At 71.9% G+C, this 26,655-nt stretch carries 21 protein-coding genes and 4 pseudogenes; 11 read left to right on the top strand and 14 right to left on the bottom strand.

Annotated features, from left to right (window positions below):
* The 4 genes and pseudogenes from ACZ4XX_RS31925 to ACZ4XX_RS31940 all read right to left on the bottom strand — a co-directional run.
* Positions 1 to 1,148, bottom strand: a pseudogene (locus ACZ4XX_RS31925) (hypothetical protein); the annotation flags it as partial.
* Positions 1,149 to 1,226: 78 nt separating this feature from the next.
* Positions 1,227 to 2,084, bottom strand: a complete 858-nt coding sequence (locus ACZ4XX_RS31930; RefSeq protein ID WP_468511350.1) for a phosphatase PAP2 family protein — start codon at positions 2,082 to 2,084, stop codon at positions 1,227 to 1,229.
* Between the two features lie 62 nt (positions 2,085 to 2,146).
* Positions 2,147 to 3,100, bottom strand: coding sequence for a YihY/virulence factor BrkB family protein (locus ACZ4XX_RS31935; RefSeq protein ID WP_468511390.1), 954 nt, complete (start codon positions 3,098 to 3,100; stop codon positions 2,147 to 2,149).
* On the bottom strand, positions 3,100 to 4,983 hold the full coding sequence (locus ACZ4XX_RS31940; protein WP_468511351.1) for a bifunctional phosphatase PAP2/diacylglycerol kinase family protein: 1,884 nt from the start codon (positions 4,981 to 4,983) through the stop codon (positions 3,100 to 3,102). The genes ACZ4XX_RS31935 and ACZ4XX_RS31940 overlap by 1 nt, the downstream gene beginning before the upstream one ends.
* Positions 4,984 to 5,273: 290 nt before the next feature.
* Between ACZ4XX_RS31940 and ACZ4XX_RS31945 the strand changes: the two are divergent.
* A pseudogene (locus ACZ4XX_RS31945) lies at positions 5,274 to 5,487 on the top strand (GNAT family N-acetyltransferase); the annotation flags it as partial.
* Between the two features lie 504 nt (positions 5,488 to 5,991).
* On the opposite strand, the gene ACZ4XX_RS31950 reads toward ACZ4XX_RS31945, so the two are convergent.
* Both ACZ4XX_RS31950 and ACZ4XX_RS31955 read right to left on the bottom strand, forming a co-directional pair.
* Entirely contained in the window at positions 5,992 to 6,270 is a 279-nt protein-coding gene (locus ACZ4XX_RS31950) for a GlsB/YeaQ/YmgE family stress response membrane protein (protein WP_468511352.1), read from the bottom strand.
* A 662-nt stretch (positions 6,271 to 6,932) separates the two neighbouring features.
* The gene (locus tag ACZ4XX_RS31955) at positions 6,933 to 7,229 is read right to left on the bottom strand and encodes a hypothetical protein (RefSeq protein WP_468511353.1); all 297 of its coding nucleotides are present in this window, start codon (positions 7,227 to 7,229) and stop codon (positions 6,933 to 6,935) included.
* Between the two features lie 623 nt (positions 7,230 to 7,852).
* On the opposite strand from ACZ4XX_RS31955, the pseudogene ACZ4XX_RS31960 reads away from it, so the two are divergent.
* Positions 7,853 to 8,044: pseudogene (locus tag ACZ4XX_RS31960) on the top strand (DUF6296 family protein); the annotation flags it as partial.
* A 167-nt stretch (positions 8,045 to 8,211) separates the two neighbouring features.
* Here the strand turns inward: ACZ4XX_RS31960 and ACZ4XX_RS31965 are convergent.
* A pseudogene (locus ACZ4XX_RS31965) lies at positions 8,212 to 8,556 on the bottom strand (Hsp20/alpha crystallin family protein); the annotation flags it as partial.
* A 127-nt stretch (positions 8,557 to 8,683) separates the two neighbouring features.
* On the opposite strand from ACZ4XX_RS31965, the gene ACZ4XX_RS31970 reads away from it, so the two are divergent.
* The gene (locus ACZ4XX_RS31970; RefSeq protein ID WP_468511354.1) at positions 8,684 to 9,334 is read left to right on the top strand and encodes a type III effector protein; all 651 of its coding nucleotides are present in this window, start codon (positions 8,684 to 8,686) and stop codon (positions 9,332 to 9,334) included.
* 139 nt (positions 9,335 to 9,473) lie between these two features.
* Positions 9,474 to 11,393, top strand: coding sequence for a molecular chaperone HtpG (htpG, locus tag ACZ4XX_RS31975; protein WP_468511355.1), 1,920 nt, complete (start codon positions 9,474 to 9,476; stop codon positions 11,391 to 11,393).
* A 212-nt stretch (positions 11,394 to 11,605) separates the two neighbouring features.
* Here the strand turns inward: htpG and ACZ4XX_RS31980 are convergent, their stop codons facing one another.
* Both ACZ4XX_RS31980 and ACZ4XX_RS31985 read right to left on the bottom strand, forming a co-directional pair.
* Positions 11,606 to 11,779 carry a CsbD family protein gene (locus ACZ4XX_RS31980; protein ID WP_468511356.1) on the bottom strand — a complete coding sequence of 58 codons (174 nt, stop codon included), beginning with the start codon at positions 11,777 to 11,779 and terminating at the stop codon, positions 11,606 to 11,608.
* A 297-nt stretch (positions 11,780 to 12,076) separates the two neighbouring features.
* Positions 12,077 to 12,298 carry a hypothetical protein gene (locus tag ACZ4XX_RS31985; RefSeq protein WP_468511357.1) on the bottom strand — a complete coding sequence of 74 codons (222 nt, stop codon included), beginning with the start codon at positions 12,296 to 12,298 and terminating at the stop codon, positions 12,077 to 12,079.
* Between the two features lie 178 nt (positions 12,299 to 12,476).
* On the opposite strand from ACZ4XX_RS31985, the gene ACZ4XX_RS31990 reads away from it, so the two are divergent.
* The 6 genes from ACZ4XX_RS31990 (at position 12,477) to ACZ4XX_RS32015 (ending at position 17,810) form a co-directional block, all read left to right on the top strand.
* Complete coding sequence (locus ACZ4XX_RS31990) at positions 12,477 to 12,866, top strand: hypothetical protein (protein ID WP_468511358.1); 390 nt, start codon at positions 12,477 to 12,479, stop codon at positions 12,864 to 12,866.
* 449 nt (positions 12,867 to 13,315) lie between these two features.
* A complete protein-coding gene (locus tag ACZ4XX_RS31995) occupies positions 13,316 to 14,209 on the top strand; it encodes an endonuclease/exonuclease/phosphatase family protein (RefSeq protein WP_468511359.1) in 894 nt (297 codons plus the stop codon).
* 158 nt (positions 14,210 to 14,367) lie between these two features.
* Positions 14,368 to 15,174: a response regulator transcription factor gene (locus ACZ4XX_RS32000; RefSeq protein WP_468511391.1), complete on the top strand. Its 807-nt coding sequence runs from the start codon at positions 14,368 to 14,370 to the stop codon at positions 15,172 to 15,174.
* Between the two features lie 16 nt (positions 15,175 to 15,190).
* Positions 15,191 to 16,447, top strand: a complete 1,257-nt coding sequence (locus ACZ4XX_RS32005; protein WP_468511392.1) for a sensor histidine kinase — start codon at positions 15,191 to 15,193, stop codon at positions 16,445 to 16,447.
* 114 nt (positions 16,448 to 16,561) lie between these two features.
* Positions 16,562 to 17,563, top strand: a complete 1,002-nt coding sequence (locus ACZ4XX_RS32010; protein WP_468511360.1) for a D-alanyl-D-alanine carboxypeptidase family protein — start codon at positions 16,562 to 16,564, stop codon at positions 17,561 to 17,563.
* A gap of 109 nt (positions 17,564 to 17,672) precedes the next feature.
* Positions 17,673 to 17,810 (top strand): hypothetical protein, encoded by a 138-nt coding sequence (locus ACZ4XX_RS32015; RefSeq protein ID WP_468511361.1) that lies wholly within the window; start codon positions 17,673 to 17,675, stop codon positions 17,808 to 17,810.
* A gap of 484 nt (positions 17,811 to 18,294) precedes the next feature.
* Here ACZ4XX_RS32015 and ACZ4XX_RS32020 read toward each other — a convergent pair whose 3' ends face one another.
* Complete coding sequence (locus ACZ4XX_RS32020; protein WP_468511362.1) at positions 18,295 to 18,549, bottom strand: hypothetical protein; 255 nt, start codon at positions 18,547 to 18,549, stop codon at positions 18,295 to 18,297.
* A gap of 471 nt (positions 18,550 to 19,020) precedes the next feature.
* Between ACZ4XX_RS32020 and ACZ4XX_RS32025 the strand changes: the two genes are divergently transcribed.
* Positions 19,021 to 19,635, top strand: coding sequence for a LuxR C-terminal-related transcriptional regulator (locus ACZ4XX_RS32025; RefSeq protein ID WP_468511363.1), 615 nt, complete (start codon positions 19,021 to 19,023; stop codon positions 19,633 to 19,635).
* Positions 19,636 to 19,672: 37 nt separating this feature from the next.
* On the opposite strand, the gene ACZ4XX_RS32030 is transcribed toward ACZ4XX_RS32025, so the two are convergent.
* The 4 genes from ACZ4XX_RS32030 to lanKC form a co-directional block, all read right to left on the bottom strand.
* Positions 19,673 to 21,367 (bottom strand): ATP-binding cassette domain-containing protein, encoded by a 1,695-nt coding sequence (locus ACZ4XX_RS32030; RefSeq protein ID WP_468511364.1) that lies wholly within the window; start codon positions 21,365 to 21,367, stop codon positions 19,673 to 19,675.
* Positions 21,368 to 21,606: 239 nt separating this feature from the next.
* Positions 21,607 to 23,433, bottom strand: a complete 1,827-nt coding sequence (locus ACZ4XX_RS32035) for an ABC transporter ATP-binding protein (RefSeq protein ID WP_468511365.1) — start codon at positions 23,431 to 23,433, stop codon at positions 21,607 to 21,609.
* Positions 23,434 to 23,580: 147 nt separating this feature from the next.
* Positions 23,581 to 23,709, bottom strand: a complete 129-nt coding sequence (ramS, locus tag ACZ4XX_RS32040) for a mycelium formation morphogenetic lantipeptide SapB (protein WP_015037662.1) — start codon at positions 23,707 to 23,709, stop codon at positions 23,581 to 23,583.
* A 43-nt stretch (positions 23,710 to 23,752) separates the two neighbouring features.
* Positions 23,753 to 26,461 carry a class III lanthionine synthetase LanKC gene (gene lanKC, locus ACZ4XX_RS32045; RefSeq protein ID WP_468511366.1) on the bottom strand — a complete coding sequence of 903 codons (2,709 nt, stop codon included), beginning with the start codon at positions 26,459 to 26,461 and terminating at the stop codon, positions 23,753 to 23,755.
* Positions 26,462 to 26,655 lie beyond the last annotated feature (194 nt).

Below are 26,655 nucleotides of genomic sequence, written 5' to 3' on the forward strand. Positions count from 1 at the left end.
TGCGGTGTAGTCCTAGACACCTCCACCACACCGGAGGTCTTCGCCATGATCAAGACCTGGCCGGCGTTAACAACGCTCGTGATCAATACACCTAGAGGAACCGGAGGAACCGGAGGAACCGGAGACCCCGGAAGATGCGCCGCCCTGTGTCCCGTCACCGCTGCCTGCCGACGTACCACCGTGGGAGCCGGAGTCGCGAGTCGGCTGTGCACGAGGTGGGGGAGTCGCATTGCCCGCGCCCCCGACGAGGAATCGGGTATCGGCTCGGGCTTCGGCTTGGGGGTCGGGCTCGGCGCGGTGCAGGAGACTCCCGTACCAAGGAGCCACACGTCGACCTGCGTTGTCACGGGCACCTCGATGTCCGCCTCCGGCTGCTGCCGGCACACCTGCCAGTCCGCCAGGTTCCGGCGCCGGCCGTCCAGTCGCTGACCGGTGTACGCGTGGAAGCGCGTCACACGGTCGAGGTCGAGCGCCGCGAGCACCCGCGACGCGGCGTCGAACCGCGCGCCGACGAGGTCCGGCATCACGACGCGCCGGGCCCCGTCCAGTTCCGAAGGGCACGGCTCCGCCTCCGGAAACGCGTACAACGCCAGCGTCCTGATGCTCGGGCGGATCGGCTCACCGGGGGAGGGCCTCTGGAAGCAGACGCGCCAGTCGGCCCGTGAGGCGGCCACCGGCCGGTACGCGGACGAGGCGTCGGCAGCCGTCACCCACCACGACCCGCGGCGTGCCGTCGCAGCGGCCGAGGCTAGGGCGGCACCGCGGAAGTCGGGTACGGTCCGCGCGTGTTCCGAACCGCCCTGCGCCACGGCATCCGGCTGCCCGGGCCCGCTCAGCCCCGCGACCAGCACCGCAGCGACCCCGACGGCCACCGACACCGGGTGCCGCCGTATCCACGTGGACGTCCGCTTCCCGCCGCCGGGTCGCAGGGGCGAATCCGGCGGCAGGAGCTTTCCTGCCGCTTCGAGGAGCTCGCCCTTCGGGTCGGGCTTCGAGCCGTGCAGCTTGTGTGGTTTCCCGTTCACCAGGACGTCCGCGGAGTCGAGCATGCCGTACGAGCCCCGCAGGATCACCGGCGGCCCCGGCACGCGGGTCGCCTTCGGCGCCAGGAGGTTCCGGAAGAGGAGGAGGTCCTTCCTGGTGAGCACGGCGTAGCCCCACCGTCGTGACAGACGCACCGGACGACCTCACCCACCCCGAGCTCCTGCAGCAGGCGGCCCCGCCCGTCATCCGGAGCGATGTGTACGGGACGGGTCGTGAGGCTCGTCCGACGGGGCCGGTGCGTGGCGCAGGTCCAGGGGCGGTTCCGGTGCGGCTGACGCGAGCTCCGGTTCCAGGCCCTGTGCGGGCGTCGTGCGTCGACGCCCGGTGTCGAGCCGCCAGGCTTCGAAGACCAGGGTCGTCGCCGTGACGACGGTGACGCCGAGCAACCACCCGCCGACGACGTCGCTCACCCAGTGCACTCCGAGTGCGACCCTGGTGTACCCCACCCCCAGGGCCGCGGTGACGGCCAGAAGCCAGGGCAGCGGGCGCCAGGCGCGCGGCACCAGGGGCATCAGGACCAGCAGGAGCACCGCACAGGAGGTGGTCGCGGTCATCGCGTGCCCGGAGGGGAAGGAGAAGCCGGGAGCATGGGACACCGGATCCGGCAGGTGAGGGCGGGCGCGTTCGACCATGTGCTTCGTCAGCAGGCCGATCAGGCCGCCGGCCACCGTCGTGACGGAGGCCCACGCGGCCAGGCGCCACGCGCGGCGCGTCAGCAGCCACACCACCACCACGGCGACCAGAAGGCGCATCGTGACCGGATCCCACACATAGCTGGTGAGGAACTCCAGGACGCTCACCCAGCTCGGGTGCTCGAGGGCGGTCTGGTGCAGTCGGTCGGCCGTAGTCCGGTCGAGCCGGTGCAGCGGCGGCCACTGGGACTCGACCAGCACCAGGGCGAGCGCGAAGGGGACGGCCACCACGGCGGTGGCGATCGCCGCCAGGACGAGCCGCGTCCCGAAGGTCGCGTCGGCACTGCGGTGACGGGGGTTCAAGGCCCGGACGCCGGGCCTCGGGGCTCGCGTGGTGCGCTGTGCCATGGTGAAGCAGACTTCCTTACGTGTCGCGTGGATGAGCCGGATCCGGCTCGTGTGGGATGCGGTCAGACTCCGGGGTCCTGGCCCACCGGCTCCTTCACGCCCGCGCGCGCGGCCTCCAGCTGTGCGGCGAACGCGAGGCCGAGGAAGAGGGCCAGCGAGGTCAGGTAGGACCACAGGAGCAGGGAGACGATCGCGCTCAGGGGTCCGTAGACGGTGGTGAACGAGCCGCTTGCACCGACGTACAGGCTCAGGGCCCAGGTCGCCGTGATCCACAGGAGCAGATAGACGACGGCGCCGAAGGCGAGCCAGGTGTAGCCCGGTTGGGCGCGGCGCGGTGAGAGGCGGAAGATGGCGCTGGTCGCCAGGACGGCCAAGAGGACCCCGATCGGCCAGCGCAAAACCTCCCAGGCCCGCACGGTGCCGGATCCGAGTCGGTAGACCTCTGCGAACGAGTGCGTGAGATCGCTGCCGAGGACCGTGACGACGAAGCTGAGGCCCAGAGGGAGCCCGGCGAGCGCGGCCATCACCAACCCCCGGACGTACTTGTGGAGGAACGGCCGGTCGCGCTCGTTCCCGTAGATGCGATTGGCACCGCGCTCCACCTGGCACAGACTGGTCGTCACGTTCACCAGGGAGAACAGCAGACCCAGCCAGAGGGCCGCCTGGCCGCCGTCGTCGGCGTGCCGCCGGCTCTCGCGCAGTGCCTCGTCGACCAACTGCTGGCTCGGCCCGCTGGTGATCCGGCGTATCGTCAGTTCCGCGACACGGCCGATGTCCTCGGTGTGCAGCACGCTCGACAGGCCGATGGCGGCGATGGCCAGCGGCACGATGGACAGCACGGTCTGCAGGGCCAGGGCGCGGGAGTGACTGAAGCCGTCGGCGTAGCGGAACCGTACGAAGGAGTCCCGGGCCAGTCGCCAGCCCCCGTAGCGGCGCAGCGCGGCCCACGCCTCGTCGCCGGACAGTTCCTCGCCCCGGACGTCGCGTCTCTGCGGTACACGTGTGGCGGTGCCCATCATGATCCTGACTGTGTGCGCCTCGGCGCGAGCGGCGCGAGGACGTCGGCTGGGAGGGGACGGTCCGGGGTCCCGGCGGCCCGGGGTACGGCGCCGCTGCCGCGGTTACGGCGCGGGGCGGAGGCTTCGGGGCGCAGCACGGTGGACCCCGCAGCGCGCGGCAGCCGTACACGCAGCGCGCCCGGTTCCGTCTCCACGACCAGTCGGCGTCCGTCGGCGACGGTGTCCCCGTCGATCTCGCGGGGCTGCGTCCCGGCGAACCGGATGTCGATGCGTCGGCCGCTGTAGTACGTCAGGGCGCCACCGGCGACGGACCGTCGGCCGGATGAGGCGGGGTCGCTCCCTGTTCGCGGCGTTCCTGTCTTCTGCCGCGACTCGGGGGAGCGTGGGCGCAGGGCGCGTGACACGAGGTGCCCGGTCGCGGTGAGCCACCCGGCCGCGCCCTCCGGGTCGAACAGCACGACGTCCAACTGTCCGCTGTCGGCGCGGGCCCCCGGCAGGAGTTCGATTCCGCCCTGCAGCGTGCCGACGTTGCCGACGACGACCATGAGGGCCCGGTGGCGGCGGCGTGGTCCGCCGTCCACCCGGATCGACACCTGGCTGCGGGGATCCCGGAGGTGCCGGGCCGCTGCCAGGAGGTAGGCGGCCCAGCCCAGCCGTGCCTTGAGCCGAGGCGACGCGTCGCGGACCATGGCGGCGTCGAATCCCGCCCCCGCCATGACGGTGAACCGGGCGGGCGCGAGGCGGTCGCCCCGCACGCGCCCCACGTCGATGCCGAAGCAGTCCCCGCCCAGTGCCTCGTCCAGGGCCGTCGCCGGGTCCAGGGGGAGCCCCAGGTTGCGGGCGAGCAGGTTGCCGGTGCCGCAGGGCACGACGGCGAGTGCGATCCCGGTGCCGGTCACCACGTCGGCGCAGGCCCGGACGGTGCCGTCCCCTCCGCAGGCGACGACCAGGTCGACGCGGGTCCGCGCGGTCCCGTCCGGCGCCGGGGCGGCACAGATCGCGTCGAGGTCGCCGCTCGGCCGCTGAGCCGTGGTCCTCGTCCACTGCTGATGCCGGTAGCCGCGGGCCTCCAGGACGGTTCGTACACGGTCGGCGAGCGGGTCGTCGCAGGCGTGCGGATGTCGGACGACGACCACTCGGCCTGCCGGGAGTCCGCCCGAGGTCCCTGACGGGGCCGCGGCGGGGAAGGGCCGACGGTGGCGGCCGTCGCCGGCGGTGTGCGGTTCGCGTCCGGCGAGGAACACCGACCCGACCACGAGAAGAGCCAGCGTGCCGTTGACCAGGCCGCCCACGACGTCGGTGGGATGGTGCATGCCCCGGTACAGCCGCGACAGGCCCACCAGCGGTGGTACGAGCAGCAGCGCTGTCACGGCGACGTACCGCCACGGGCCCCGCAGACGCCTCAGTGCCAGCACGGCCAGCCCTCCGAACAGGGCGACCGAGGCCCCGACATGACCGGACGGGAAGCTCGACGTCGGCGGAGCCGCGTCGAGGTGGGGCACGGCGGGGCGGGCCCGCTGCACGCAGACGGTCACGACCAGGAAGATCGCCGACTGCACGGCGACCGAGGCGCCGAGGAACACCGCCTCCGCCCAACGGGGCGACGACGGCAGCAGGAGCAGCGCGGCGACGCAGAGCAGCGCCACCGCGATGATCGCCTCGGTCCCGGCCACCATCGACAGCCCGCCCGTGAGAGTGTCGGCCACGGTTGTCCGGCCGGCGGCGAACGCATGGGTGACCCGGTCCTCCACGGGGGCGAGTAGGCCGGCCACGGAGCCCCGGGTCAACAGTAGCCCCAGCCCCACCATGAGGCTCACCTGTGCGGGCACCAACACCAGAAGCCGGGAGGGCCTCGTGGCCGCGTCCGTCTGAGTCGTCATGCCAGACCGCCTTGCCCGTCGCGGCCGGATGATGCCGCGGCCTGCGAGCGACGCCCCTCCAGCGTGCCGCGCCGAGCCGTTCCTCCACGGGTGTGGCAGGGGGATCCGCTTCCGGCCATGGAGGTTGCCCCGTCAGTCCACCGGGCCGATGCGGTTCACCATCCGTAGACGGGTACCTCGGGGCCCCGCGGCGGGCGCGGGACGCGGCGTACGCGGTCAGCACGAGCAGGACCGTGGCGGCCGAACAACAGGGGGACGAGCCTGCCCGGCGCCGGCCTCTGCAGGACGATGGGCTGGTCGAGCCGATGGGCGTCCACGAGGACCACCGTGGTCGCGGCTATTGGCCGGGCGATCACCGTGGCCGGCACGGCCGCGCTGCGGGAGATGGGCTCGTCGAGCGTGCGTGTGGGCACGCCGAGTTCCCACGTCGGCGGCGTCGCCACGTACAAGGCGGCCGGGTTCGAGGTGCGGCCGGAAGTACGGGACCGGATCCGGACGGCCTGACGCAGGGGCTTCTCGGTGAGGCGGCGGTCCGGGGCGCACGTCTGCCGGTGCCGGTGCCGGTGCCGGTGCCGAGTCGGACGGTGCGGCTGGTCCCGGCCCGGACGTCAGGGGCGGCAGGGTCCGTGCTGGCGGCTGACTACCGGCGCGAACCGCCCGCCGTGAGGCAGGCCGGGCGGCCGTTCGGGATCAGACCTGGTGACGACGAGGACAGCGAGCTCTCCCGTTCCTCACCGGTGACCTCGGTGAGACCTGCCGGATCGCGTGCGAAGCGCACGGCCGCGGCCGTGCGTGGTCCCGGCCGCCCCGGTCGATGACTGGAAGCGATCTGAGGCGGTGGTGCCAGGGCGCCACGGTCCCGGCGCATCCGCGCGAGGAGCACAGGGTTGTCCTCGACGACTGTCTTCCGACTGGCCTGCCGCGCTCGAAGGCGGCGTCGTCGACGGCAGCGGAACGGCTCCGCCCTCGGGAGGGGGGAGCCGTTGGCCTATGGGTGGGTGGGGCCGGTCAGGCGTGGCGGTGACGGTGCTTGTTGCCGGTGACCAGTCGGTAGACGGCCAGGAGGATGACGGAGCCGACGATGGCGGCGATCCAGGTGGAGAGGTCGAAGAAGCCGTCTATGGAGTCGACGCCGAAGATGACCTTGCCGAGCCATCCGCCGAGCAGTCCGCCCGCGATGCCGATGAGCATCGTGATGATGATTCCGCCGGGGTCCTTGCCCGGCATCAGGGCCTTGGCGATGAAGCCCGCGAGCAGTCCGATCAGGATCCAGGCAATGATGCCCATGCGCTTCTCCTATCTCGATGGACAAAACCGGTGTCAGCATTCGTCTTCACCGTGCCGGGGGTTCCAAACATCTGAGTCGGCCGATGCCGGCGACGGCTGCCGTGTCCATGGGCAGGCCCGGCCGCAGGGGCCGTGCGGGCCCTGATCACAGGACTCCGGCCCCGGGGCGCGGAGCTCCACGCGGATCCGGCCGCCGCTGTCCGGGAACGCGTTGCGGCGTGCGAGGAACGCGACGCCCTGGCCGGCCCCGCCCCCGACGCGCGAGCGCGATCTGCGCACGGCATGTCCTGTCATCCCTGGGAGAAGTACCTGTGCGCCGTGGGCGCTGACCTCCTTGCCGACGTCGAGGGCGAGCTCACGGCCAACCTCGGTACGGTGATGCGCCGAGGATCACCGATCGTCGCGTGCACCGGTCGCGGGCATGGCGGCCGTGATGGTCCGCCCAGGACGAGGCGGGACGGCGTCACGGCAGGCAGGGCCCCTGCCGTCGCGTGCTCTGTGCGATGAGCTCCGTGGTTCGGTCGGCAACGTCGTCCGTCCGCCGTTCCCGGACGAGCGGCCCGTCGCCGATGGCGTACGGGTGCGAGGCCGCCGACGACAGCACGGAAGGGGACGCGACGGGGCATGGGGGCCGGAGTCGTCAAGGCCCCGAACGCGTCGGCTCATCCTTCTTCGTTGCTTTCCTGGCTGTCGGTTCGGTCGAGAGCCGACAGCCCCTCGTTCCAGCGGGTGCGGCGTTCCGGCTGAGGCTGATCCCACCATGGTGTGCCGCGCTCACCGAGGGCGACCTTCGCGGTGTGCACCCGGGCCCGAGCGGCGTGTTCGGCTTCCGCGTCTTCGGCGCGCCGGGCGGTTGCCACCGCCCGGCGGGCTGCCATGAGGTGAGAGCGCAGGCGTGCGGCGACGTCCTCCGGCACCTCGGGATCCGTGGCCCGCCAGCGTCTGCCGTTGACGATCACGTACCGTCCGTCAGCGGTCCTCTCGGGTTGCCGCGCGTCAGCCGTCACGTGCCCCAGCTTGGCAGAACGACGGCGCCACGCGACCCGACGCGGAGGGTATGGCGTGGGAGCACCCGAGGAGCGGAACCGGGCGCACGGCTTCGCCCGCGCCGGGCACCCCCGGGTGCTCCCTGACGTTGAGGGCCGTACAGGCCTTCCGAGGCCGACCCCCTGTGCCGGCTGATCTGCTTCAGCCGCTGCCGCTGCCGCAGCGGATTTCGTCGTTGCCGACGCCGAGGTACGGAGCAGGGCCCGGATCGCCCCGGTGGATCGGGGGCGGCTCCAGCGGCGCGCACTGCCGCGGAGTCGGCGACAGGCAGGCCGGGCATGCCCGCGCCGTGTTCGCGGCAGCCCCCTCCGACCGCCAGCGGCGGCTCCTCCACTGCGGCAGCCCCAAGGGGGCACCGCCGACCACCACGGCCACCCTCCCGCAGGCCACGCTCGGGACGGTACGGGGTCGAAGGCGCCACTGGTCGATGGCGATGCGATGCCGGAGGCGCCACTGAGCGATGGCGACGCGGCCCCGGAGGCCGACGCACCGGGAGAACGTCGCACGGCCAACCCGGTCCAGCCCGCCGGCACGGATGCCGACGCGCCCGGTCGAGCCCACGCGGCCCCCGAAGAGCCATGAACCGGCGTTCCCCGGCGTACCCGGCGGGGGCCACGACCTCGTGGAGGTGACCTCCACCAGCCGTACTGGACCGGGAGGCCACCCCGTCTGCAAGGACGCGACAGGCATGGTCCGGGCCGAGATCAGTGTCCACGCAGAAGTCCGCATGCCGGCCACCGCTCGGTGGCCAGGACACGGTCCGTGGCCAGGACACGGCCCGTGGCCTCATGGCACGCCCGCTGTCCTGGCAGCGCGCCTTGCCGGAGCGCGGCGTCCCTCCCCCCCCAGCCTTTGCTTGCGTAGGAGCGCGGGCCGGGGAAAGAGGAGTCAGCCGAGGGCGTCGGCGAGCACGGTCGGGCGGGAGAAGGCGCCCGGCGGCCGTTCGGACCTTCCGTCCGTCTGTACGTCGTCGGCTCTCGCCACCGGCCGTCGCTCGGCCCTGACGGTGAGCATGGTCCGCTCGACGCCGATGTCGATCGCGTCTGCGGTGACGCCGGGGATGTCGAAGGCGACCACAGATCCGTCGCCCTCGCGGTAGGCGTCCAACGGCATCGCCGACGGCTTCGAGGTGGCCGGTCCCATAAACGGCTTCGAGGTGGCCGGTCCCATAGGCCGCGGCGCCAGACGGTCCAGCGCCAGACGGTCCAGCTCACGGAAGGGGTCGGTGCGCATCAACATCGTGAGAACACCTCCAGCAGGTTGGGCAGTTGCTGCCAATGCGCTTCACCGAAACCGTTGTAACATGTCATCCAATGGATGACAGGCATGGTGTCGTCGATGTGATGACTGGCCGAGGGGGGTGCCCGTGACCGCAGCTGATCAGCCGTTCACGACCCGCGCCGATGCCCACAGTCCGGCGTCCTTCCTTGCCGCGGTGGCGGCACTGGCCGCCATCGAGGACGCCATGCGCGATGCCCAGCAGGAGGCTCCCGACGCCGCCGGGCCCGGCCCGGACCAGGCGCTGGCTTGCCTGGTGCTGCTGCGGCTGGTACGCGAACAGCTCGCCGGCTGGGAGACCGGCCTGATCGAGACCGCGCGCGAGGCGGGCGCCAGCTGGGCCGATCTCGCCCGTCCCCTCGGCGTCGCCAGTCGCCAGGCCGCCGAACGCCGCTACCTGCGAGGCCGCCCCGGAGCGGTCGGCGCCACCGGTGAGCAGCGTGTGACGGCCACCCGCCGGGCCAGGGCCGCCGAACGCGCCGCAGTCACCTGGGCCCGCGCCAACGCCGCCGATCTGCGCCGCCTCGCCGGGCGGATCACCGCGCTCGACAACCTCGGGCCCGAAGCGGGCTCGGCTCAGGCCGCCCTGCACGCCGCCCTCGGTGCTGCCGACGCCGCCGAGCTCCTCACCCCCCTGGCCGACATGCGCCGCTACCTCGATTCCCGCCACACCGACCTCGTCGCCTACCTGGACGCCCTCGACGGCCAGCTCATGACGCCGGCGACCGACGATGAATGACTCCCTCCTCGGAGAGTCACAGAATGTCGAGGCGGCCGGCCCGACCGAACCACGCCTTCGGCGGGCAACGATGCGCACTCGCCCGAGACCTGTCCGTTGAGGACCTCTCCGTTCATCACCTTCCACAGAAAGAGACCCCATGGCTAGCAGTGTCGAGACGCTGGAATTCCAGGCAGAGACGCGCCAGTTGCTTCGGCTGGTCATTCACTCGATCTACTCGAACAAGGACATCTTCCTGCGCGAGCTGATCTCGAACGCCTCCGACGCACTGGACAAGCTGCGGCTGGAATCGCTGACCGACTCGGGCATCGCCGAGATCGACACCGCCGACCTGCACATCTCGTTGGAGGTCGATCAGGACGCCCGTACCTTGACCGTCCGTGACAACGGAATCGGCATGAGCCGGGACGATCTCGTGGACCTGATCGGCACGATCGCCAAGTCCGGCACCGCGAGCCTGTTGGAGAAGATCAAGGAATCCAAGGACGCCGCCACCGCCGAGAACCTGATCGGGCAGTTCGGCGTCGGCTTCTACTCCGCGTTCATGGTCGCCGACAAGGTCACCCTGCGCACCCGGCGGGCCGGCACCGACTTCGGTACCGAGTGGGAGTCCGACGGTGAGGGCGCCTACACCATCCAAGCCGTCGAGGGCCTGCCGGTGGGCACCTCGGTCACCCTGCACCTCAAGCCCGCCGACAGTGAGGACGGGCTCGCCGACTACCTGTCCGAGTCGAAGATCCGTCAGATCGTCAAGCAGTACTCGGACTTCATCCGCTGGCCCATCCGGATGGCCACCGAGCGCACCGATGCCGAGGGCGAGCCAACCCGCGATGTCGACACGCTCAACTCGATGAAGGCGCTGTGGGCCCGGCCGCGCACGGAAGTGACCGAGGACGAGTACAACGAGTTCTACCAGCAGATCAGCCATGACTGGCTGGCCCCGGCCGAGACCATCCACATGCGCGCCGAAGGCACCTTCGAGTACGAGGCGCTGCTGTTCATCCCCTCGCAGGCACCCTTCGACCTGTTCTCGCGTGAGACGAGGCGCGGCGTACAGCTGTACGTCAAGCGGGTGTTCATCATGGACGACTGCGAAGCGCTCATGCCCGACTACCTGCGCTTCGTCAAGGGAGTCGTGGACGCCCATGACCTGTCGTTGAACGTCTCCCGCGAGATCCTCCAGCACGACCGCCAGATCCGAGGCGTACGCCGGCGCCTCGTCAAGAAGGTTCTCGGCGCCCTCAAGAACATGCAGTCCAAGGACGCCGAACGCTACGCGAACGTGTGGGCGCAGTTCGGCCGCGCGTTGAAGGAGGGCCTGGTCGAGGACACCGACAGCACCGAGGCCCTGCTCGAGCTGGTGTCGGCCGCCTCCACGCACGACCCGGAGCGCACCACCACCCTGCGCGAGTACGTCGGGCGCATGAAGGACGGGCAGGAGGCCGTCTACTACCTGACGGGCGAGAGCCGCGCGATGGTGGAGAACTCCCCGCACATGGAGGCCTTCGCGGCCAAGGGGTACGAGGTCCTGATCCTCACCGACCCCGTCGACGAGGTGTGGGTGGACCGGGTGCCGGGATTCGACGGCCACCGCCTGCAGTCCATCGCCAAGGGTCAGGTCGACCTCGACGCCTCCGCCGACGGCGACCAGGAGGCCGACGCCGAGAAGGCGCAGCGCGAGCAGGACTTCGCCGCCCTGCTGCCGTGGCTGACCACCACCCTGTCGGAGCAGGTCAAGCAGGTCCGCCTGTCGTCCCGCCTCACCACCTCGGCGGCATGCATCGTCGGCGACGCCCACGACGTGACACCGACCCTGGAGAAGATGTACCGGGCGATGGGCCAGCACATGCCCACCGTCAAGCGGATCCTGGAACTCAACCCGACGCACCCGCTGATCACCGCCCTGCGCACGGCGCACGACGCCGACGCCGATGATCCGGCACTCGCGGAGATCGCCGAACTGGTCTACGGCGGCGCACTGCTCGCCGAAGGAGGCGACCTGCCCGACCCGGCCCGCTTCACCCGGCTCCTCACCGAGCGCCTGACCCGAGCCCTGTAACCCCGGGTGCGGCCCGGCGCAGCCGAAGCGCCGGGCCGCACACCCTCACCCACCCCATGAGCAGGTCTGTTCCGGCGACCCGTACAACGGGGCGCCGGACGGCCTGCCGTGGAAGCGCCTGCCGTCGAACGCAGGCGGTGCGCCCGCCATCACGCCCGCTGGGCCCCGACCTGTCCCTCAGGTCGGGGCCCAGCGGGCGTGATGGCGGGCTGTCAGCGCCGAAACTCGTCCTTGACGTCTTCCTTGGCCTCACGTGCCTTGCCCTTGGCCTGGTCCGTGACACCTTCGGCAGTCAGCCGCTCGTTGCCGACCGTGCGGCCCACGGCTTCCTTGGCCTTGCCCTTGGCCTGCTCGACGTGTGCCTTGCTCTTCTCCGTGCCCGACATCGGGACCTCCTCCTGTATGGAACCGGATTGGTCTTGAACGACGCCTGCTCCCGATCACCGCACTCAAACCCCGGGCTTATCGCCGGCAGTCGAGCGGCGCGCGGGTTTCGCGCCTTCCACGCCGGTGCAGACCGGTCCGACGATGAGCCACCCACGGAACCCCGCGAATTCCGCATGCATGACCGAAGAAAGGTGGGGCGAGCGGCGTAACACGCCACTCGTCCCCGTTCCGCACGGCCGTGGGCCCACTCCCTGCCGAAAGGTGGGCTCACGGCCGTGCCCGTGCATGCCCGCCCGTCACCACTCGGGGTGGACGTCGTGGCTGTCGTAGCGGGATCCTGCCTCGGTGGTCCAGGGCCTGAAGCGACCGGGCCCGGACGCCTCGTGGGCGTAGCACACGGGCTCCCCGGTCTCGTCGGTGACGATGACCGCTCCGTTCCTCTGCGCGCAGCGCAGGGCATGTGTCCAGTGTCGACCGCGATGGCCGGTGCGGTAGTCGGGGATCTTGCATTGAGTCATCGGTGATCACCGCCGTGTGACATCGCGTGTCCGCCCCGTACGGACAGGGCGGACGTCCGGTTAGTCCCGAACATTTGGGAATACCCTGTATGCGCAGATATGAACATCCAGACTTCCGGCGGCCGGCGGGCGGCCATGGATCCGGTCCGCCTTCGTTGGTCGCGCAGCCGGAGAAATCATGTCTTCGACCGTCTCAGTCCTTCTGTACAGCAGTGACGCCGGCGTGCGGGCGCATGCTCGCGTGGCTGTCGGCCGCAGGCCCGCGCCCGACGTGCCGCCGGTCAGGTTCGTCGAGTGCGCGACTCATTCCGCGGTCCTGCTGACGCTGGAAACGGTTCGCATCGACGCCTGCGTACTGGATGGTGAGGCGGTTCCCGCCGGTGGGACGGGCGTGTGCCGACAGATCAAGAACGAGATCTTCCAGTGCCCACCGGTCCTGCTTCTGATCGGACGACCACAGGACGCATGGCTGGCCGACTGGAGCCATGCCGACGCAGTGATCACCCTGCCCCCGGATCCAGTGGAGATCGCAGCGGCGCTCGCCACGTTGCTCCGGGCTTTGCAATGAGGCAGGCGTGCCGCCCGACTGGCGCGGTTGCCGCCGCCCGGCGGTGCGGGGCCGGAGGCTGGTCCGACCTCGTTGGGCGGGCTGGGGCCGATACGCGTTTGAAACATGGTTGTGGGGCGCTGGAAGCGGTGCCTGGGTCGGCCGGAAGCGTGGCCGCGTGATCGTGTGTCCGTACCCGATGTCCGGTGTACGCCATGCCGGAGGTTGTTGCCATGCCGAGTACTCCCCACCGCCCCGATGCCGCCGTCCAGTCGGCGCCTGCCGCTCAGGCGGGGTCGGCCGTCCACACCGGACCTACCGGGCACGCCGGACCCGCTGCCCGGACGGGATCCGCCGTCCTGGCGGGCCCTGTCGACCCGAAGGCGGGGCCGTCCGACCCGGCAGACCCGCCTGGGGGCGGTGCACGGTCGCGTCGTGCAGGCTGGATCCCCGCAGGTCGTAGCGACCGGTTGATCGCCGTGTCGGCGTTGTGCGGTGCGTTGCTGATGCTGCTGCACGCTCAGGTCCCGAACGGGTTCGGCATGGGCAGTTTGTTTGAGACGTTTCTGCCGTGGGCCGGCTTGTGTGTCCCCGTGCTGCTCGCGTGGGCGGTGGTACGGCGTTCCCGGTTCGCGGCGGTTGCCGTGGTCGCGCCCGCGGTCATGTGGGTGTCTCTCTTCGGCGGTGTGGTCGTCGACAAGACCGCCGCCGGCGGAGACCTGGTCGTGGTCACTCACAACGTGGGCGAGGCGAACCGTGAGCCTGGGCAGACTGCGCGTGCGCTGGCCAGGTCCGGGGCGCACGTGCTTGCTCTGGAAGAGCTGTCGTCGAAGACGACACCTGTGTACGAGCGTGAGCTGGCCGCGAACTTCCCGTATCACTCGGTGCACCAGGGTGTCGGGCTGTGGAGTACGTATCCGCTGCGCGAAGCGGAACCGGTGCCGATCATGCCGTGGACGCGTGCGGTGCGGGCCACGGTTCACACTCCGAAAGGGCCCGTCGCTGTGTTCGCCGCTCATCTCGCGTCGGTACGGGTATCCCCGGCCGCCGGGTTCGCCACTGCCCGGCGCAATGAGGCGGGCAGGAACCTCGCCGAGGTCGTGCGGGCGGAGCGGCTGCCCCGGGTCGTGGTGTTGGGTGACTTCAACGGTACGGGCGAGGACACTGCGCTGAGGCCGCTGACCTCGCAGTTGCGCTCCGCGCAGGGGGAGGCGGGCGCCGGTTTCGGATTCACCTGGCCGGCGTCGTTCCCGCTGGTCCGCATCGATCAGATCTTCGTCAGGGGAGTGAGTCCCGTCTCTTCCTGGTCGCTGCCGGCCACGGGCAGTGACCACCTCCCCGTCGCGGCCTCGCTACGGCTGTGACCAGTCGGCCCGGCCGCCGACTGCACCGTCCGGGCCGGCTGACTGCACTGCCTGCCGCCCGGCTGACTGCCTGCCCGCCGCCCCGGCCGGCTGCATCGCCGGGCCGGCTGTTTACCATGACAGCTCAACATTTGCCCGCCCATGAGCAGATAGGTGACATGTCGGTCAACCGTGTACCCGGCCCTGTCAGTGTTCTCGTCGTCGAGGACGATGCCGCCATCCGCCGCTCCGTCCAGCTTTTCCTGGAGCGTTACGGCTACGTGGTCGCGGTCGCGGAGGACGGACTGGCCGGCCTGGAGGCGTTCCGGGCCGGCGCCCATGACCTGCTGATTCTGGACGTCATGCTGCCCGAGCTCGACGGGATCGGGCTGTGTCAGCGGATCCGGGAGGAGAGCCTGGTTCCGATCCTGATGATGTCCGCTCGTGGTGATTCCCTCGATGTCGTCGCGGGCCTGGAGGCAGGTGCCGACGACTACGTCGTCAAACCCGTCGACACGGCTGTCCTCGTCGCCCGTATCCGTATGCTGCTGCGCCGTGCGAGCTTCCAGCGACCTGAACAAGTGCGGAAGCCTGCCATCCGCCCATCGGACAGCGGTGCAGGCGCCGACCAAGCCGGTGCGGCGACCTCGAACCAAGCTGGTGCAGTGGCCCTGGGCCAGGCCGGGGCAGCGCCCCCCAAGCTGCTGGTCTTCGGCGACGTGACCGTGAACACCATCGGTCTGGAAGTGCACCGCGACGGCCGTCCTGTCCCGCTGACCCCCACCGAACTACGCCTCCTCCTCCAGTTCGCCGCAGCACCCGGCATCGTGTTGGATCGCCGGCGGCTGCTCCGTGAGGTCTGGGACTACGGGTGGGAAGGCGACACCCGGGTCGTGGACCTGTGCGTCCTGCGCCTCCGCAAGAAGATCGGAACCGGCCGGATCGAAACGGTCCGCGGGTTCGGCTACAAACTCGTCCGTGACTGAGAGGCTGCCGCGGCCCATGGCACTCTTCAACCCACGCGCCCTGCGCTGGAAGATCGCGGCCCTGACCGCGTCCGCCTGCTGCGCGGTGGGCGCGGTGATCGGCGTGCTCGTCCACCAGGAGATGTCCGAGCGTGGCGACCGTACCGGCGAACAACGCGTCGGCGCCCGCCTGGCCGCGGCGGAGCGCGAGTACACCCGTACCGGCACCGCGCCCCTCGACGTCGAGATCCTTACGCCCCGACAACTGGACGCGCCCCTCGCACGCGCGCTGGCTGCCAAGGACCCGAAGGGTCTGTACGCGACCTGGTACGACAGGAAGCCCCCCAACTGGTACTGGCTGTGGGCGGTCATGCCCGTCGAGGGCGACCGCGTCCTGGTCGCCCGGACGGACATGAGTGCCGAGGTACGCAGCCTCCAGCTCCTGGACCGCAGCATCATCAAAGCCGTGCTGGCCGCCCTCGCGGTCATCGTGCCGCTCGCCGCCCTGGCCACCGAGCCGATCAACCGTCGGCTGCGTCACGGTTCCCGTACCGCCCGCGCCATCGCCGACGGCGACCTCGACGCCCGGATCGGCCGCCGTGGCCGGGCCCGTGACGAGATCACCGAGATGTCGGCCGCCATGGACGTGATGGCCGAGACCCTGCAGCGCAAGCTGGAGAACGAGAGGCGTTTCACCGCGGACGTCGCCCATGAACTGCGCACCCCGCTGATGGGCCTGTCCACCGCCGCCGAACTGCTCCCGCGGGACGACGAAGCGGCTGAACTCGTACGCGACCGGGCCCTGGCACTGAACGCTCTGGTCGAGGACCTCCTGGAGATCTCCCGGCTCGACGCGGGGGCTGAACGGGCGCGGACCGATGTGGTGCCGTTGGGGGAGCTGGTGGCCGACGTCGTACGCCGGACCGGGACGCAGACCCTCGTCACCCTCGGAGACGCCGCTGAGGTGGAGACCGACCCGCGGAGGGTGGAACGGATCGTGGTCAACCTGGTGACCAACGCTCACCGTCACGGAGCGGTCCCCGTGGAGGTCACCGTCACGGGCCGGCGGATCGTGGTGCGGGACCACGGGCCCGGTATGCCTACGGCGCTTCTCGAGGAAGGGCCGCAGCGTTTCCGTACGGGGACTTCTGCCCGGGGACGCGGTCACGGCCTGGGACTCACCATCGCGCTGGGGCAGGCCGGTGTCCTCGCAGCCCGGCTGACCTTCGCCAACGACCCCGACGCAGGTGCGACCGCCACCCTCGACCTGCCTCCCTCCTCGTCTGAAACGTAACCGCAACAAGACCCCCTGGCGACGGAAACGGGGGCGCGCTCCTGCGGAAGTGCGAGCCCTCGAAGGTGAATTCAGGTGCCCGATCGGGCACCCGTCCCGCCTTGGAGGTCTCCCATGCCCGCTCCCGTCTCCGCCGGCCCCCGCCACTGCCGCGCCCTTCTGCGCATGCCTGCCGCCGCGTACCTGTCCGCCGCCCTGCTCCTGGGCAGCGCGGCCGGCTGGTACACGTTCGTCGGGAATGAACTCTCCGGCTCAGGGATTCCCGGCCCCGGCGCCGCGGGCACCGCGTCAGGCCCCGTCCAGAGCTGGGCGGCGGACCTTCCGTGGCCGGCGGAAGGGCAGTCGAGCGCGGAAGTCGACGGCCTCGGCAGCCTGGGGACCAGGGGCGAGCAGACGCCGGTGCCGATCGCCAGCATCACCAAGGTCATGACTGCCCACGTGATCCTCACCGATCACCCGATGTCCGCGGACGAGCAGGGCACCAAGGTGACCGCCGACCAGCAGGCCGCCGACGAGTCGTACTCCGCAACGGAGTCGACGGCACCGCTCGTGGCCGGCCGGGACTACACGCAGCGTCAGCTTCTGGAGCTCATGATGCTGCCCTCCGGTAACAACGTGGCCAGGCTTCTGGCCCGCTGGGACGCGGGCAGCCAGGAGGAGTTCACCAAGAAGATGAACGAGGCTGCCTCGAAACTCGGCATGGACCACACCGTCTACACCGGAGCTTCCGGCATTGAGTCCAGTACGAAGAGCACTGCGGGGGACCAGCTGAAACTCGCCCGCGCCGTCATGAAGAACGAAGCCTTCCGCAGGATCGTCGCCACGCCCGCGGTCACGGCTCCCGGTACCGGTGTGCGGATACGCAACAGCAACAAGCTCCTTGGCCAGGAAGGGGTGATCGGTCTGAAGACCGGTTCCTCGACCCCGGCCGGCGGCAACCTCATGTGGGCCGCCACCAAGAACATCGAGGGAACCCCCCGTCTCATCCTCGGCGTCGTCCTCCACCAGCAGGCCGGTACCCACCCCGCCCAGGCCATGGCCGCCGCCTTCAGCACCAGCCGGACCCTCATCACCGCCATCCGCGATGCCCTCCCGCAGACCTTCGCGGGGCAGTAGAGGGCCTTCACGACCGGGCGCAAGGCGTCGGCGCTCTCCGGGGCTCGCCGTTGGAGCGGGCCGGCGTTCCGATGACCTGAGGAACCGTGTCGCGCACCATCAACAGCTCGTGGTTCACGTCTCCGCCGGTGACGTCGAGCACCGCGTCGGCGGCCTCAGGCCAGGCGGCGGGCAGGACGGTGCCGGCCCGAAGACCGCGGCCATCCGCGCCTGGGGCCTGCCGGCGGGTGACCTCAGCGTGTGCTGAGGCAGAAGGGGGTGGAGTGACGCGCGGCCGCAGCCCCGTGGAGCGGGCGCCACCCGCTTGGGCACCTGCCGTCCCCCCCGGGCCGGTAAGGGTTTGGACGGCGGCAGATTGACCGGACAGGTATGGGCGGTGGCGATGGTGACGACGAAGTCCCAACGTTGGTCGGAGGGCCCGTAGTGCCAGCCGCAGGGGCCGGTGGGGATGTACCGGCACCGGCCGTCGAAGTCGATGCCCGCGAGGCGGGGCTTCTTGCCCATGCCAGTCCTGCTAAGAGATGGACTGGACTCCGCAGGCGACGAGGTCGAGCGCCATGTGGCGGGGCTCCGCGTTGCCCGCCATGCAAACCCGGTCCCGCTTCGAGCCTCGACACCGGTACGAGCCGGGGAACGCCATCGCTACGGCGTACTCCTCGGCCGGCATCCGGAATCCGCAGTCCTCGACCGACAGCGCCCCGGACTCGACGAGGGCAGCCCGTCGACCGTCGTCACCGTCGGCAGCGGATCCGAGGCCGGCTTCGCGCCCAGGGCCCGGTGGTGCGGGAGGACCGGGCCGTGATGGTTCCCGATGCGCACACCGTGGCGAGAGGCTCCGAGGCGGGGCGGGGATTCGAGCCGCCGCCGGGCAGCTCGGCGATGAACGGCGGCACGACGACGCCCGTCGTCTCCCGGGTCGGCGCCGTCCAGCACGGCTGGTCCGTCAGGTACGCGATGACGTTCCAGGTGCCGCCGACACGATCCACGGCCGAGAGCTGCCCATCGCCACGAACGGACCGACGAGCAACCCGAACCGACAGTCAGGTGGTGAAGGTCCCGTCACGGGCGGGCCGTTGATCGAAGATGGACACCGGCAAGGTCCCACCCGGGTGTGGGTGGGACCTCGCCTTCGTGTCTCAAGGTGCCCTCACATGCGGCAGATGCGGGGCATCGGCCCGAGCGAGTCCGTGGCGACTCGCCAGCCCCCCGGGGGAGGCACTCCCGTCCCCGCGCGCCGTACGGGTTCGATCCGGACATTCCTGGTTCGGCGCGGCCGGCACCACACGCCGTCGGCCTGCTTCGCCATCGGAGCGACGAACCGGATCCGGCCGAGGAGCTCCGGAGTGCGCCCCCTGTGCACCCGGTGCGGTGTTCCGCCCGGTGCGGCAAGGGCAGAGGGGTGGGGTGGCTGCTCGCGTCGTGCACCCCTGGCACGACGGAGGATCGAAGGGGCGGGAATGATACGAGTGACGGTGGTCTACGAGGCGCAGCTTCTGAGGACCGCGCTGGTCGAACTGCTGAGGTCGGGCGGGGTCATGGTGGTCTCCTCGCTGCCCCGATGGCCGCACGGCCCGGCGACGGGGAAGTCCGAACCGGACGTGTACGTGGCGGACGCCGCGTGTCTGCCGCCCTCGGCGGTGCGGCCCGTGGACGCCGCCGCACCGCCTTCGGGGGAGGGCTCGGGTGTCCGTCCGGCTCTGCTGGCCCTCGTCGCCGGGCAGCGGCCGGGGGTCCTGCGGCGGGCCCATGCCGCGGGAGCGAGCGGCTTCGTCGACCAGAACGCCCCGAAGTATCGATTACTGGAGGCCGTGCACCGTCTGGCCAAGGGGGAGCGCTACATCGACGACACGCTCGCGCTCGGGTTCCTCCAGGCCGCGGAGATGCCCCTGACCCGGCGTGAGCTGAGCGTCCTCTCGCTGGCCGCCGACGGAGCGCCGGTCGCTGAGATCGCCGCGACGTTGTTCCTGACCAAGGGCACGGTCCGCAACTACATGGCGAGCGTCATCCGCAAGGTCGGCGCACGGAACCGCGTGGATGCCATCCGGATCGCCCAGGGCGCCGGGTGGACCTGAGTACTGCCGCGGCGTCCGCAGCGCGGGCGCGGACCGCTCACTCCCGGACCTGGTTCCAGTGCCCCACCAGATCGCGGTAGAGAGCGGAACGCGCGAGCAGCTCGTCGTGCGTTCCGTACCGGGCCCGGGTGCCGTCGAGGACGAGGATCCTGTCGGCTCGGAGTGCCGACGACAACCGGTGGGCGACCACGACCAGGGTTCCCGGCCGGGCGCTGAGAGCCCGCTCGGCCGTGGCCTCCGCGACGGGGTCAAGGTGGCAGGTCGCCTCGTCGAGCAGGAGCAGCGGGGCGGGGGCCAGATGGGCGCGCCCCAGCGCGATCAGCTGGCGTTCGCCGAGGGACAGGGCGTCGGGCGTCAGCGTACGGTCGAGCCCGCCCACCCGGTCGACGAGCGGTTCCAGGGCGAGCGCGTCCACGGCCCGGTCGACGGCGGACCGATCGGCGTCGGGCCGCAGGTACCGCAGGTTGTCCCGCAGGGTGCCCGTGAAGACGTACGCCTCCTGGGGGGCCAGCACGCGCAGTGCAGTGAGCTCCGAAGGCGGGCAGGCCGCGACGGCATGGCCGAAGAGCCGTACGTCGCCCCGATCGGGGGTGAGCATGCCCGCCGCGACGTGCAGCAGGGTCGACTTGCCGATGCCGCTCGGGCCGACCACGGCGATGTGCTCCCCCTGCTCGACGGTCAGTTCCAGCGCGTCCAGTACGGGGCGTGCCCCGGGGCCGTACGCGGCGCGAACGCGGCGCAGCTCCAGCGCCGTGGCCGCCCGGCCCTTACGGCGCGGGCCGGGCGGGGCAGCGGCGGGGGCTGGGGGAGGCGTCGGGGTCGGGGGCATCGGCCGGGTGAGCCGGTCGAGGACGACGAAAAGCCGCGCGCCCGCCGCGCCCAGGACGGTCATCAGTGTGTGCAGCGCGGGGAGCAGCGACTGGAGGACGTAGGTGAGCGCACCCACCACGGACCCGGCCGTGACGCCCTGGCGGAGAAGCCACGGCGTCGTGACGAGCAGCAGGAGAACCGGCAGCTGTCCGGCCGCCGCCACCGAGAACGTGCGGACGGACGCCCAGCGGGCCAGGGCTCGCTGGGCGGCGGCCGCCTCGTCGACGGCACGGCGGTTCTGCGCGGCGGTCGTCTCCTGGGCCCCGCAGGCCACGATGTCCCGCAGTGCGGTGCGGGTGATCTCGGCGCGCCGGCCGACGGCCTCATCCGCGTCGAGGTACCGGTGCTGGGCCCGCGCCATGGGCCGCAGGGAGGCCGTGAACAGAACGAGGCCCAGGACCAGGGGCGGAAGGACGACGAGGAGGAACTGCGGCGCGAGCGACAGCAGGCCGACGAGGGCCCCCACGGCGACGAAGACGAAGGAGCGGGTGGCGAGCACCAGTCCGGCGAAGCTGTCCCGGGCGATCTCGGTCTGACTCGTCAGCCGGGACACCGCTGTGGCGTCCATGCCCCCGCCCGTGGTCGTGGCGGTGCGCAGGGCGCGTACCACCGACCCCCGTACGAGCTGGTCGCGCAGTGGTTCCGTGAGGTGGGGGAGCTGGGCGAAGACGCCCCGGACGACGGGAGCGCCGAGCAGGATGGCCACGGCGGCCCCCGCCAGCCAGAGGAGCCCGGTCGAGGGTGCGGCCCTCAGGAATCCGTCGTCGAGGGAGCGGGCCACGCAGTAGCCGCCGAGGAACGTCTGCGCGGATTCGGCGACCGACCAGGCCGCCAGCTTCGCCAGGACTGCCTTGCGGCGCATGAGGAGGGATCGGAGCGAGGCCGTGACGCGCCGGGTCGAGTCCGTTTCGCCGGAGGTGGCGGCCGGTGCAGGACAGGTGACGCTCCCGGTCGCGTCCGTTTCGCCGCGGGCGGCAGCCGGTGCCGGACTGGTGACGCGCTGCGCCGAGCCCGTTTCGTCGGAGGCGGTCGCCGGTGCCGGACGGTCCGTCGCCTTCGGCGTGGTCGGTTCCTTCGCCCGCCCTGGGCCCGGATCGGGCGTCACTCGCCCGCTCCCTTCCCCGGGACGACCGACGACGGCAGAGCGCCGGAGCCGGCGGTCTCCCGTGAAGCCTCCGGCCCGGTGGACCAGCGCGGGGCGTCCGCAGGCCGGGCCTCCGCGGTGAACACCGCGCGGTACTCCGGTTCCTCCCAGAGCAGGACGTGCGGTCCGGACCTCCGCACGCGGCCGGCCTCCATCCAGACGACCAGGTCCGCCCGGGCGGCCGTGGACACCCGGTGGGCCACGATCAGCCTGGTGCACGCCCGTGACGGCGTGGCGAGGGAGGTCTCCACCTGACGTTCGGTGGCCGTGTCGAGGCTCGACGTCGCGTCGTCGAGGATCATGAGACGGCCCCGGCCGATGAACGCCCGTGCCAGACCCAGGCGTTGGGCCTCGCCGCCGGAGAGCGGGGCGTCGTCCACCGGGGTCTCGTAGCCCAGCGGCAGAAGTCGGACGAAGGTGTCGGCACAGGCGGCCGTCGCGGCGTCCCGGACGCTCGTCGGCGTGGTCGGGCTCCGGGCGGGCCCGGTCCCGACGGCCAGCGCAGCGCCGATGGTGGGGGTGGCCCCGCCGTCGAAGACGGGACGAGCGAAGGCGTACGCGGTCGCCGCGCGCAGCTCCGAGCGGGACAGTTCCGCCAGGTGGACTCCGTCCAGGAGGACGCTTCCGGCGTCGGGGTCGGTCAGTCGGCCCGCGACGGCGGCCAGAGTCGACTTGCCCGCTCCGGAGCGGCCCACGACGGCGACCGTCGACCCGCCGTCGATCGTGAGCGTCACGTCCGCGATCAGGGGGACGCCGCCGCGCGTCACCCGCACTCCCCGCAGTTCCAGGTCCCCGGGCGCGTCGGATGGCAGGACCGCGGAGCCGTGCGACATCGGCGCCAGATCGGCGAGTTCGGCGGTGCGGCCTGCCGCGCTGCGGGCTCGGACCAGGGTGCCGAGTGGTGCCGCGATGCCTCCGATCCCGGCGGCGAGCGCCGCGTACCGCGAGGCGGCGAGCAGCCCGCCCACGCTGACCTCGTCGGCGGCGAGAGCGAATCCCGCGACCGCGACCACGGCCGTGGTGAGCAGGGGCAGGAGGACGCCGCTGCGGGCCACGGCGCGGCCGTGGACGAGCCACATGCGGGTACCGTGCCGTGTCATGTCCGGCAGCGGTGCGAGGATGCGCTCCTCCTCGTGCTGTGCCGTGTCGGCGGCGGCGATGGTTCGGGCGCCGCCGAGTGCTTCGGCCAGTCGGGCGGCGACGGCGCCCTGCGCCTGCTGGTAGTGGCCGACCGAGTCGGAGGACTGCGTGGCGAACGCGCGGAGCAGCAGCAGGATCAGGGGCAGACCGGCCACGAAGACGGCGGCGGTCCAGGGGTGGATGAGCGCCAGGGCCACGAGTGCGCCGATCGGTACGAGCACGGACGACACCGAGGTCGCGAGGGCCGCGGGGGCGGTGCCGCCGTCGGTGGCGTTGACGCACAGCCGGGCGGCGACGTCGCCGCCCGAGTGGGGTGCTGCCCGGTGGGGCGCGGTGCCGAGGAGCCCGCCCAGGGCGCGCAGTCGGATCCAGGCGGTGGCGCGGGCGTTGGTGAGCTGCGTCAGGAGCACCGAGCCGGTCTCCAGGAGGACTTCGGCCGCGAGCAGTACGGCGGTCCACAGCAGCCACGTCCCCGCCTCGGGCTGGTGACGCAGCAGCAGGTCCAGGGTGCGGCCGGCGAGCGCGGGTACGGCGAGCGAGCAGGCCGCGCCGGCGACCGAGCAGAGCAGCAGCGCCGCTGTGGTGCCCGCGGTGTGCCGTACGGAGCCGCGGAGCAGCCGGTCGGAACCGGTCGGCGAGGCCATCGGACCTCCTCTCTTCCTCTCCGGGAGCGACGTCCCCGTCGGGCCGCCGGTGTCCGGCCCCGACGGCCGGAGCCCCGGGAGCAGCGCTCCCGGGGCCCCGTGACTCCTCGCCGGCGCTCGGGACGCCGTGCGGGAAGCCGGATCGGGTCAGTTACAGGTCGTGACGCTGAGGCTGCTGTCACCGCAGAGGAGGAGGCTCGCGCGGCTGCCGGTCTCGACATCGCCGATGGCCTCGTCCTTGGGGGTCTCCAGCGACTGAAGGTCGAAGAGGTTCATGATCGTTTCCTTTCGTAGGGGACGGGTGGTGCGGGGCGACCCCTCACGGGGCCGGTTCGTGGGGCCGCGGGAGCGGCGGAAGGAACGGCAGGTGGGCCGGGCGGTCGCCCAGGGCCGAGGAGAGGGCGAGCAGGACGCCCGCCGTACCGGTCGAGAGGTCCATGGAGAGGCGCATCATCTGCTCGCCTGGGAAGGCGAGTCGGCCCTGGTAGGACATGGCGTGCCAGCTCAGGCAGCCGACCTGGCGGCGTACGTCCTCCGGTGTCGTGCCGGGCCCGCCGACGTTCGTACGGGCGAGGTGGAGCACCATTCCGGCGACGCCCCGGAAGAGACCGGGCTGGGCGTAGAAGGTGGCCTGCGCCGCCCGCACGATCTCGCGGCGCGCCCGGTCCAGGGCGTCGTCGCGCCGGTGGAGGAGGTAGTCGTCGATCACCATCCCGATGCCCACGCTGCCGGCGCCGAGGTACGGCATCGTGCGCCAGCCCTCGTCGACCTGCAGGGTCCCGGAGGCACCGCGGACGCAGCGGCTCAGGTCGTCGTGGAGCGCCTCGGCGGCGCGGTCGAGGAGGGCGGTGTCCCGGGTGCGCTCGAAGAGCCGTACGAACAGCAGGGCCCGTCCGGCGGAGCCGTGCAGGAGTCCCGTGCGCACCTTGCCCGCCGCTCCCGCCGCTCCCGCCGCTCCCGCCGCTCCCGCCGGTCGGGCGGGTGCCCGGAGCGGGCGGGCGGACAGCTCGGCGCAGCGCAGGGCCGCCGCGTGGAGGTCTCTCTCACCGGTGGCGGTGGCCAGGGCGTCCAGGGCGAGGCCGACTCCGGCCGTCCCTCCGTACAGGTCGGGGGCGAGGCCCTCGTGGTCCTGTTCGACGACGAGTGCGGCCAGTTCGAGCGCGGCAGCCGTGTGCCCGAGCCGTTCGAGGGTCCACGCGACACCGGCGAGCCCGTCGTAGAAGCCGAGCGGTGTGCCGGAGTCGGGCTGTTTGGCGTGCCGCAGGAGCCTGTCCTCGGCCTCCGGACATCGGGGTGCCCCGCTCTCGTGCAGGGCGTGGAGCACTCCGGCGGTGCCGTGTCCGAAGGTCATGCCCCCGCCGACGGTGGCGAACTGCGCGATGTCCCCGGGGAAGAAACGATCCTCCCTCTCGGGTGTCGCCGCCGCCAGGATCGCGCCCACCATGGAGTCACGGCTGTTCGGCCAGTCGACCGGCTCCGTGGGCAGGAACCGGGAGCGGTCCGCCGGACGGTCGGGCGCCCGCGAGCTCCCGCCGGACCGGCCGCCGGGCGCCCGCGAGCTCCCGCCGGGCGCCCGCGAGTTCCCGCCGGACCGGCCGCCGGCCGGGTCGCGCGTGATCTCCCGGACGGCCTCGGCCAGGAAACCGGGGGGCAGCGGGAACCGCGCCGCGGCGGTCTCCGCCAGGTGCGCGGCCTTGCCCCGGTCCACCGCGAGCAGACTCGTGAGCGGGATGAACAGTGCGATCCGGAGGCACGCGAGGGCGTACCGGTCCACATCGAACCCCCGCCGGTCGGCGGGCGCCACGAACGCCGGGTTGGCGACCGTCTGGCGACCGCCCTCCGAGGCGGGCTGGGCCGCCTCGAAGTCCAGCAGCACCACCGAGGACTCGTCCTCCGACACCATGATGTTGAACAGATGCAGGTCGTTGAAGACGATCCCGCGTGCGTGCACCGCGGCCACGGCCCGCTCGACGAGCCCGTGGATCCGCAGCGCCCACTCCGTGTACTCGGCGAGCCGCTCCGCCGGCGGATCGGCATCCATCAGCGGATGCCTCCGTGCGAAGAAGGTGTTGAGCGGCTTGCCCTCCACGAACTCCAGCGCCAGGAAGTGGTGGTCGCCCACCGTGAAGCTGTCGAGGACCTCCGGCGTGCAGGCGAGCCCCGAGAGCCGCTCCAGCGCCTCGCGCTCGCGGTGCAGCCGCGTCACGGCGTCCGCGCCGTCGGCGGCGAGACCGGCGTACGGCCGCGCCTCCTTCAGGACGACCCGCCGCCCGGTCCGCCGGTCCCGGGCCTCGTACACTCCACCGCCGTTGGAGAAGTGCAGGGCCTTCTCGATGTCGTACGGCACGTCCTGGACGGTCACCGAGGCCCTGGCCTCAAGGTGCGGACGCAGGAAGGCGGGGGGAGTCACCCAGGCGGGCACGTGGAAGACGGGATCGCGCCGGTCGGGTACGAGCGTGCCTGACCCGTCCTCGACGGCCGGCCGCAGCTCCCCGTGCTCGTCGTAGCAGTGGCGGAGGGTGAAGCTGCCGTACCGCAGGTGCACGGGGCCCCGGCCCCAGCGCAGATCGCTGAGGATGTACGGACCCGGCCGGCCCTCCAGTAGCCCCGCCAGATCGGTGGCCACGCGCTCGCACTGCTCGTCGTCGGCCGGATACACGGTGATGAACTTGCCGCTCGCCGAACGGTCCGCGTACTTGGCGTTGCGCTGGTGCAGCAGGTAGCGGCTGGGGACGAACTTGAAGGCCACGCCCTGTCCCAGACAGTACGCGCGGACCGTGGCGAGGATCGCCTCCGCGTTGTCGAGACAGGCAGAGACGTGGATCTTCCAGCCCTGCGACGGGAGCGCGTGGTCCAGGGGGCGCAGGGCGAGCCAGTCGCCCGTACGGTGGGACGTCCAGCCCTCGGGTACGGGGAGGGTGGCCGCCCCGTAGAGGGAGCCACCCGCTCCCTCGGCGAAGACCAGGCGGTGCGGCGCATCGTAGAAGTGACGGTCGGCGTCGCAGAACACCGCGTACCCCTTGTTCACTGCGCACTCCCTCGGTCGGTGACGGACACGACGCTGTCACGTCCCCCGAGGGCCCCGACAGTCACCGCTGTCACCTTCCACCCATGCGGAACGCACGGGTAACAACCGCCCCGCACGCCTCCGGTCCGCACGACCGGCACCGCCCCCGGCGGCCCGACGGCCGACGCGGGTGCGGGGGCCTCTTCCGGGCGAGG

The sequence above is a fragment of the Streptomyces sp. NPDC029956 genome, from assembly GCF_055574655.1.

Coding starts and splice junctions, on each gene's coding strand:
- ACZ4XX_RS31930 (WP_468511350.1), bottom strand. CDS start 2,084: ATGGCACAGCGCACCACGCGAGCCCCGAGGCCCGGCGTCCGGGCCTTG.
- ACZ4XX_RS31935 (WP_468511390.1), bottom strand. CDS start 3,100: ATGGGCACCGCCACACGTGTACCGCAGAGACGCGACGTCCGGGGCGAG.
- ACZ4XX_RS31940 (WP_468511351.1), bottom strand. CDS start 4,983: ATGACGACTCAGACGGACGCGGCCACGAGGCCCTCCCGGCTTCTGGTG.
- ACZ4XX_RS31950 (WP_468511352.1), bottom strand. CDS start 6,270: ATGGGCATCATTGCCTGGATCCTGATCGGACTGCTCGCGGGCTTCATC.
- htpG (WP_468511355.1), top strand. CDS start 9,474: ATGGCTAGCAGTGTCGAGACGCTGGAATTCCAGGCAGAGACGCGCCAG.
- ACZ4XX_RS31980 (WP_468511356.1), bottom strand. CDS start 11,779: ATGTCGGGCACGGAGAAGAGCAAGGCACACGTCGAGCAGGCCAAGGGC.
- ACZ4XX_RS31985 (WP_468511357.1), bottom strand. CDS start 12,298: ATGACTCAATGCAAGATCCCCGACTACCGCACCGGCCATCGCGGTCGA.
- ACZ4XX_RS31990 (WP_468511358.1), top strand. CDS start 12,477: ATGTCTTCGACCGTCTCAGTCCTTCTGTACAGCAGTGACGCCGGCGTG.
- ACZ4XX_RS32000 (WP_468511391.1), top strand. CDS start 14,368: ATGTCGGTCAACCGTGTACCCGGCCCTGTCAGTGTTCTCGTCGTCGAG.
- ACZ4XX_RS32005 (WP_468511392.1), top strand. CDS start 15,191: ATGGCACTCTTCAACCCACGCGCCCTGCGCTGGAAGATCGCGGCCCTG.
- ACZ4XX_RS32010 (WP_468511360.1), top strand. CDS start 16,562: ATGCCCGCTCCCGTCTCCGCCGGCCCCCGCCACTGCCGCGCCCTTCTG.
- ACZ4XX_RS32025 (WP_468511363.1), top strand. CDS start 19,021: ATGATACGAGTGACGGTGGTCTACGAGGCGCAGCTTCTGAGGACCGCG.
- ACZ4XX_RS32030 (WP_468511364.1), bottom strand. CDS start 21,367: ATGCGCCGCAAGGCAGTCCTGGCGAAGCTGGCGGCCTGGTCGGTCGCC.
- ACZ4XX_RS32035 (WP_468511365.1), bottom strand. CDS start 23,433: ATGGCCTCGCCGACCGGTTCCGACCGGCTGCTCCGCGGCTCCGTACGG.
- ramS (WP_015037662.1), bottom strand. CDS start 23,709: ATGAACCTCTTCGACCTTCAGTCGCTGGAGACCCCCAAGGACGAGGCC.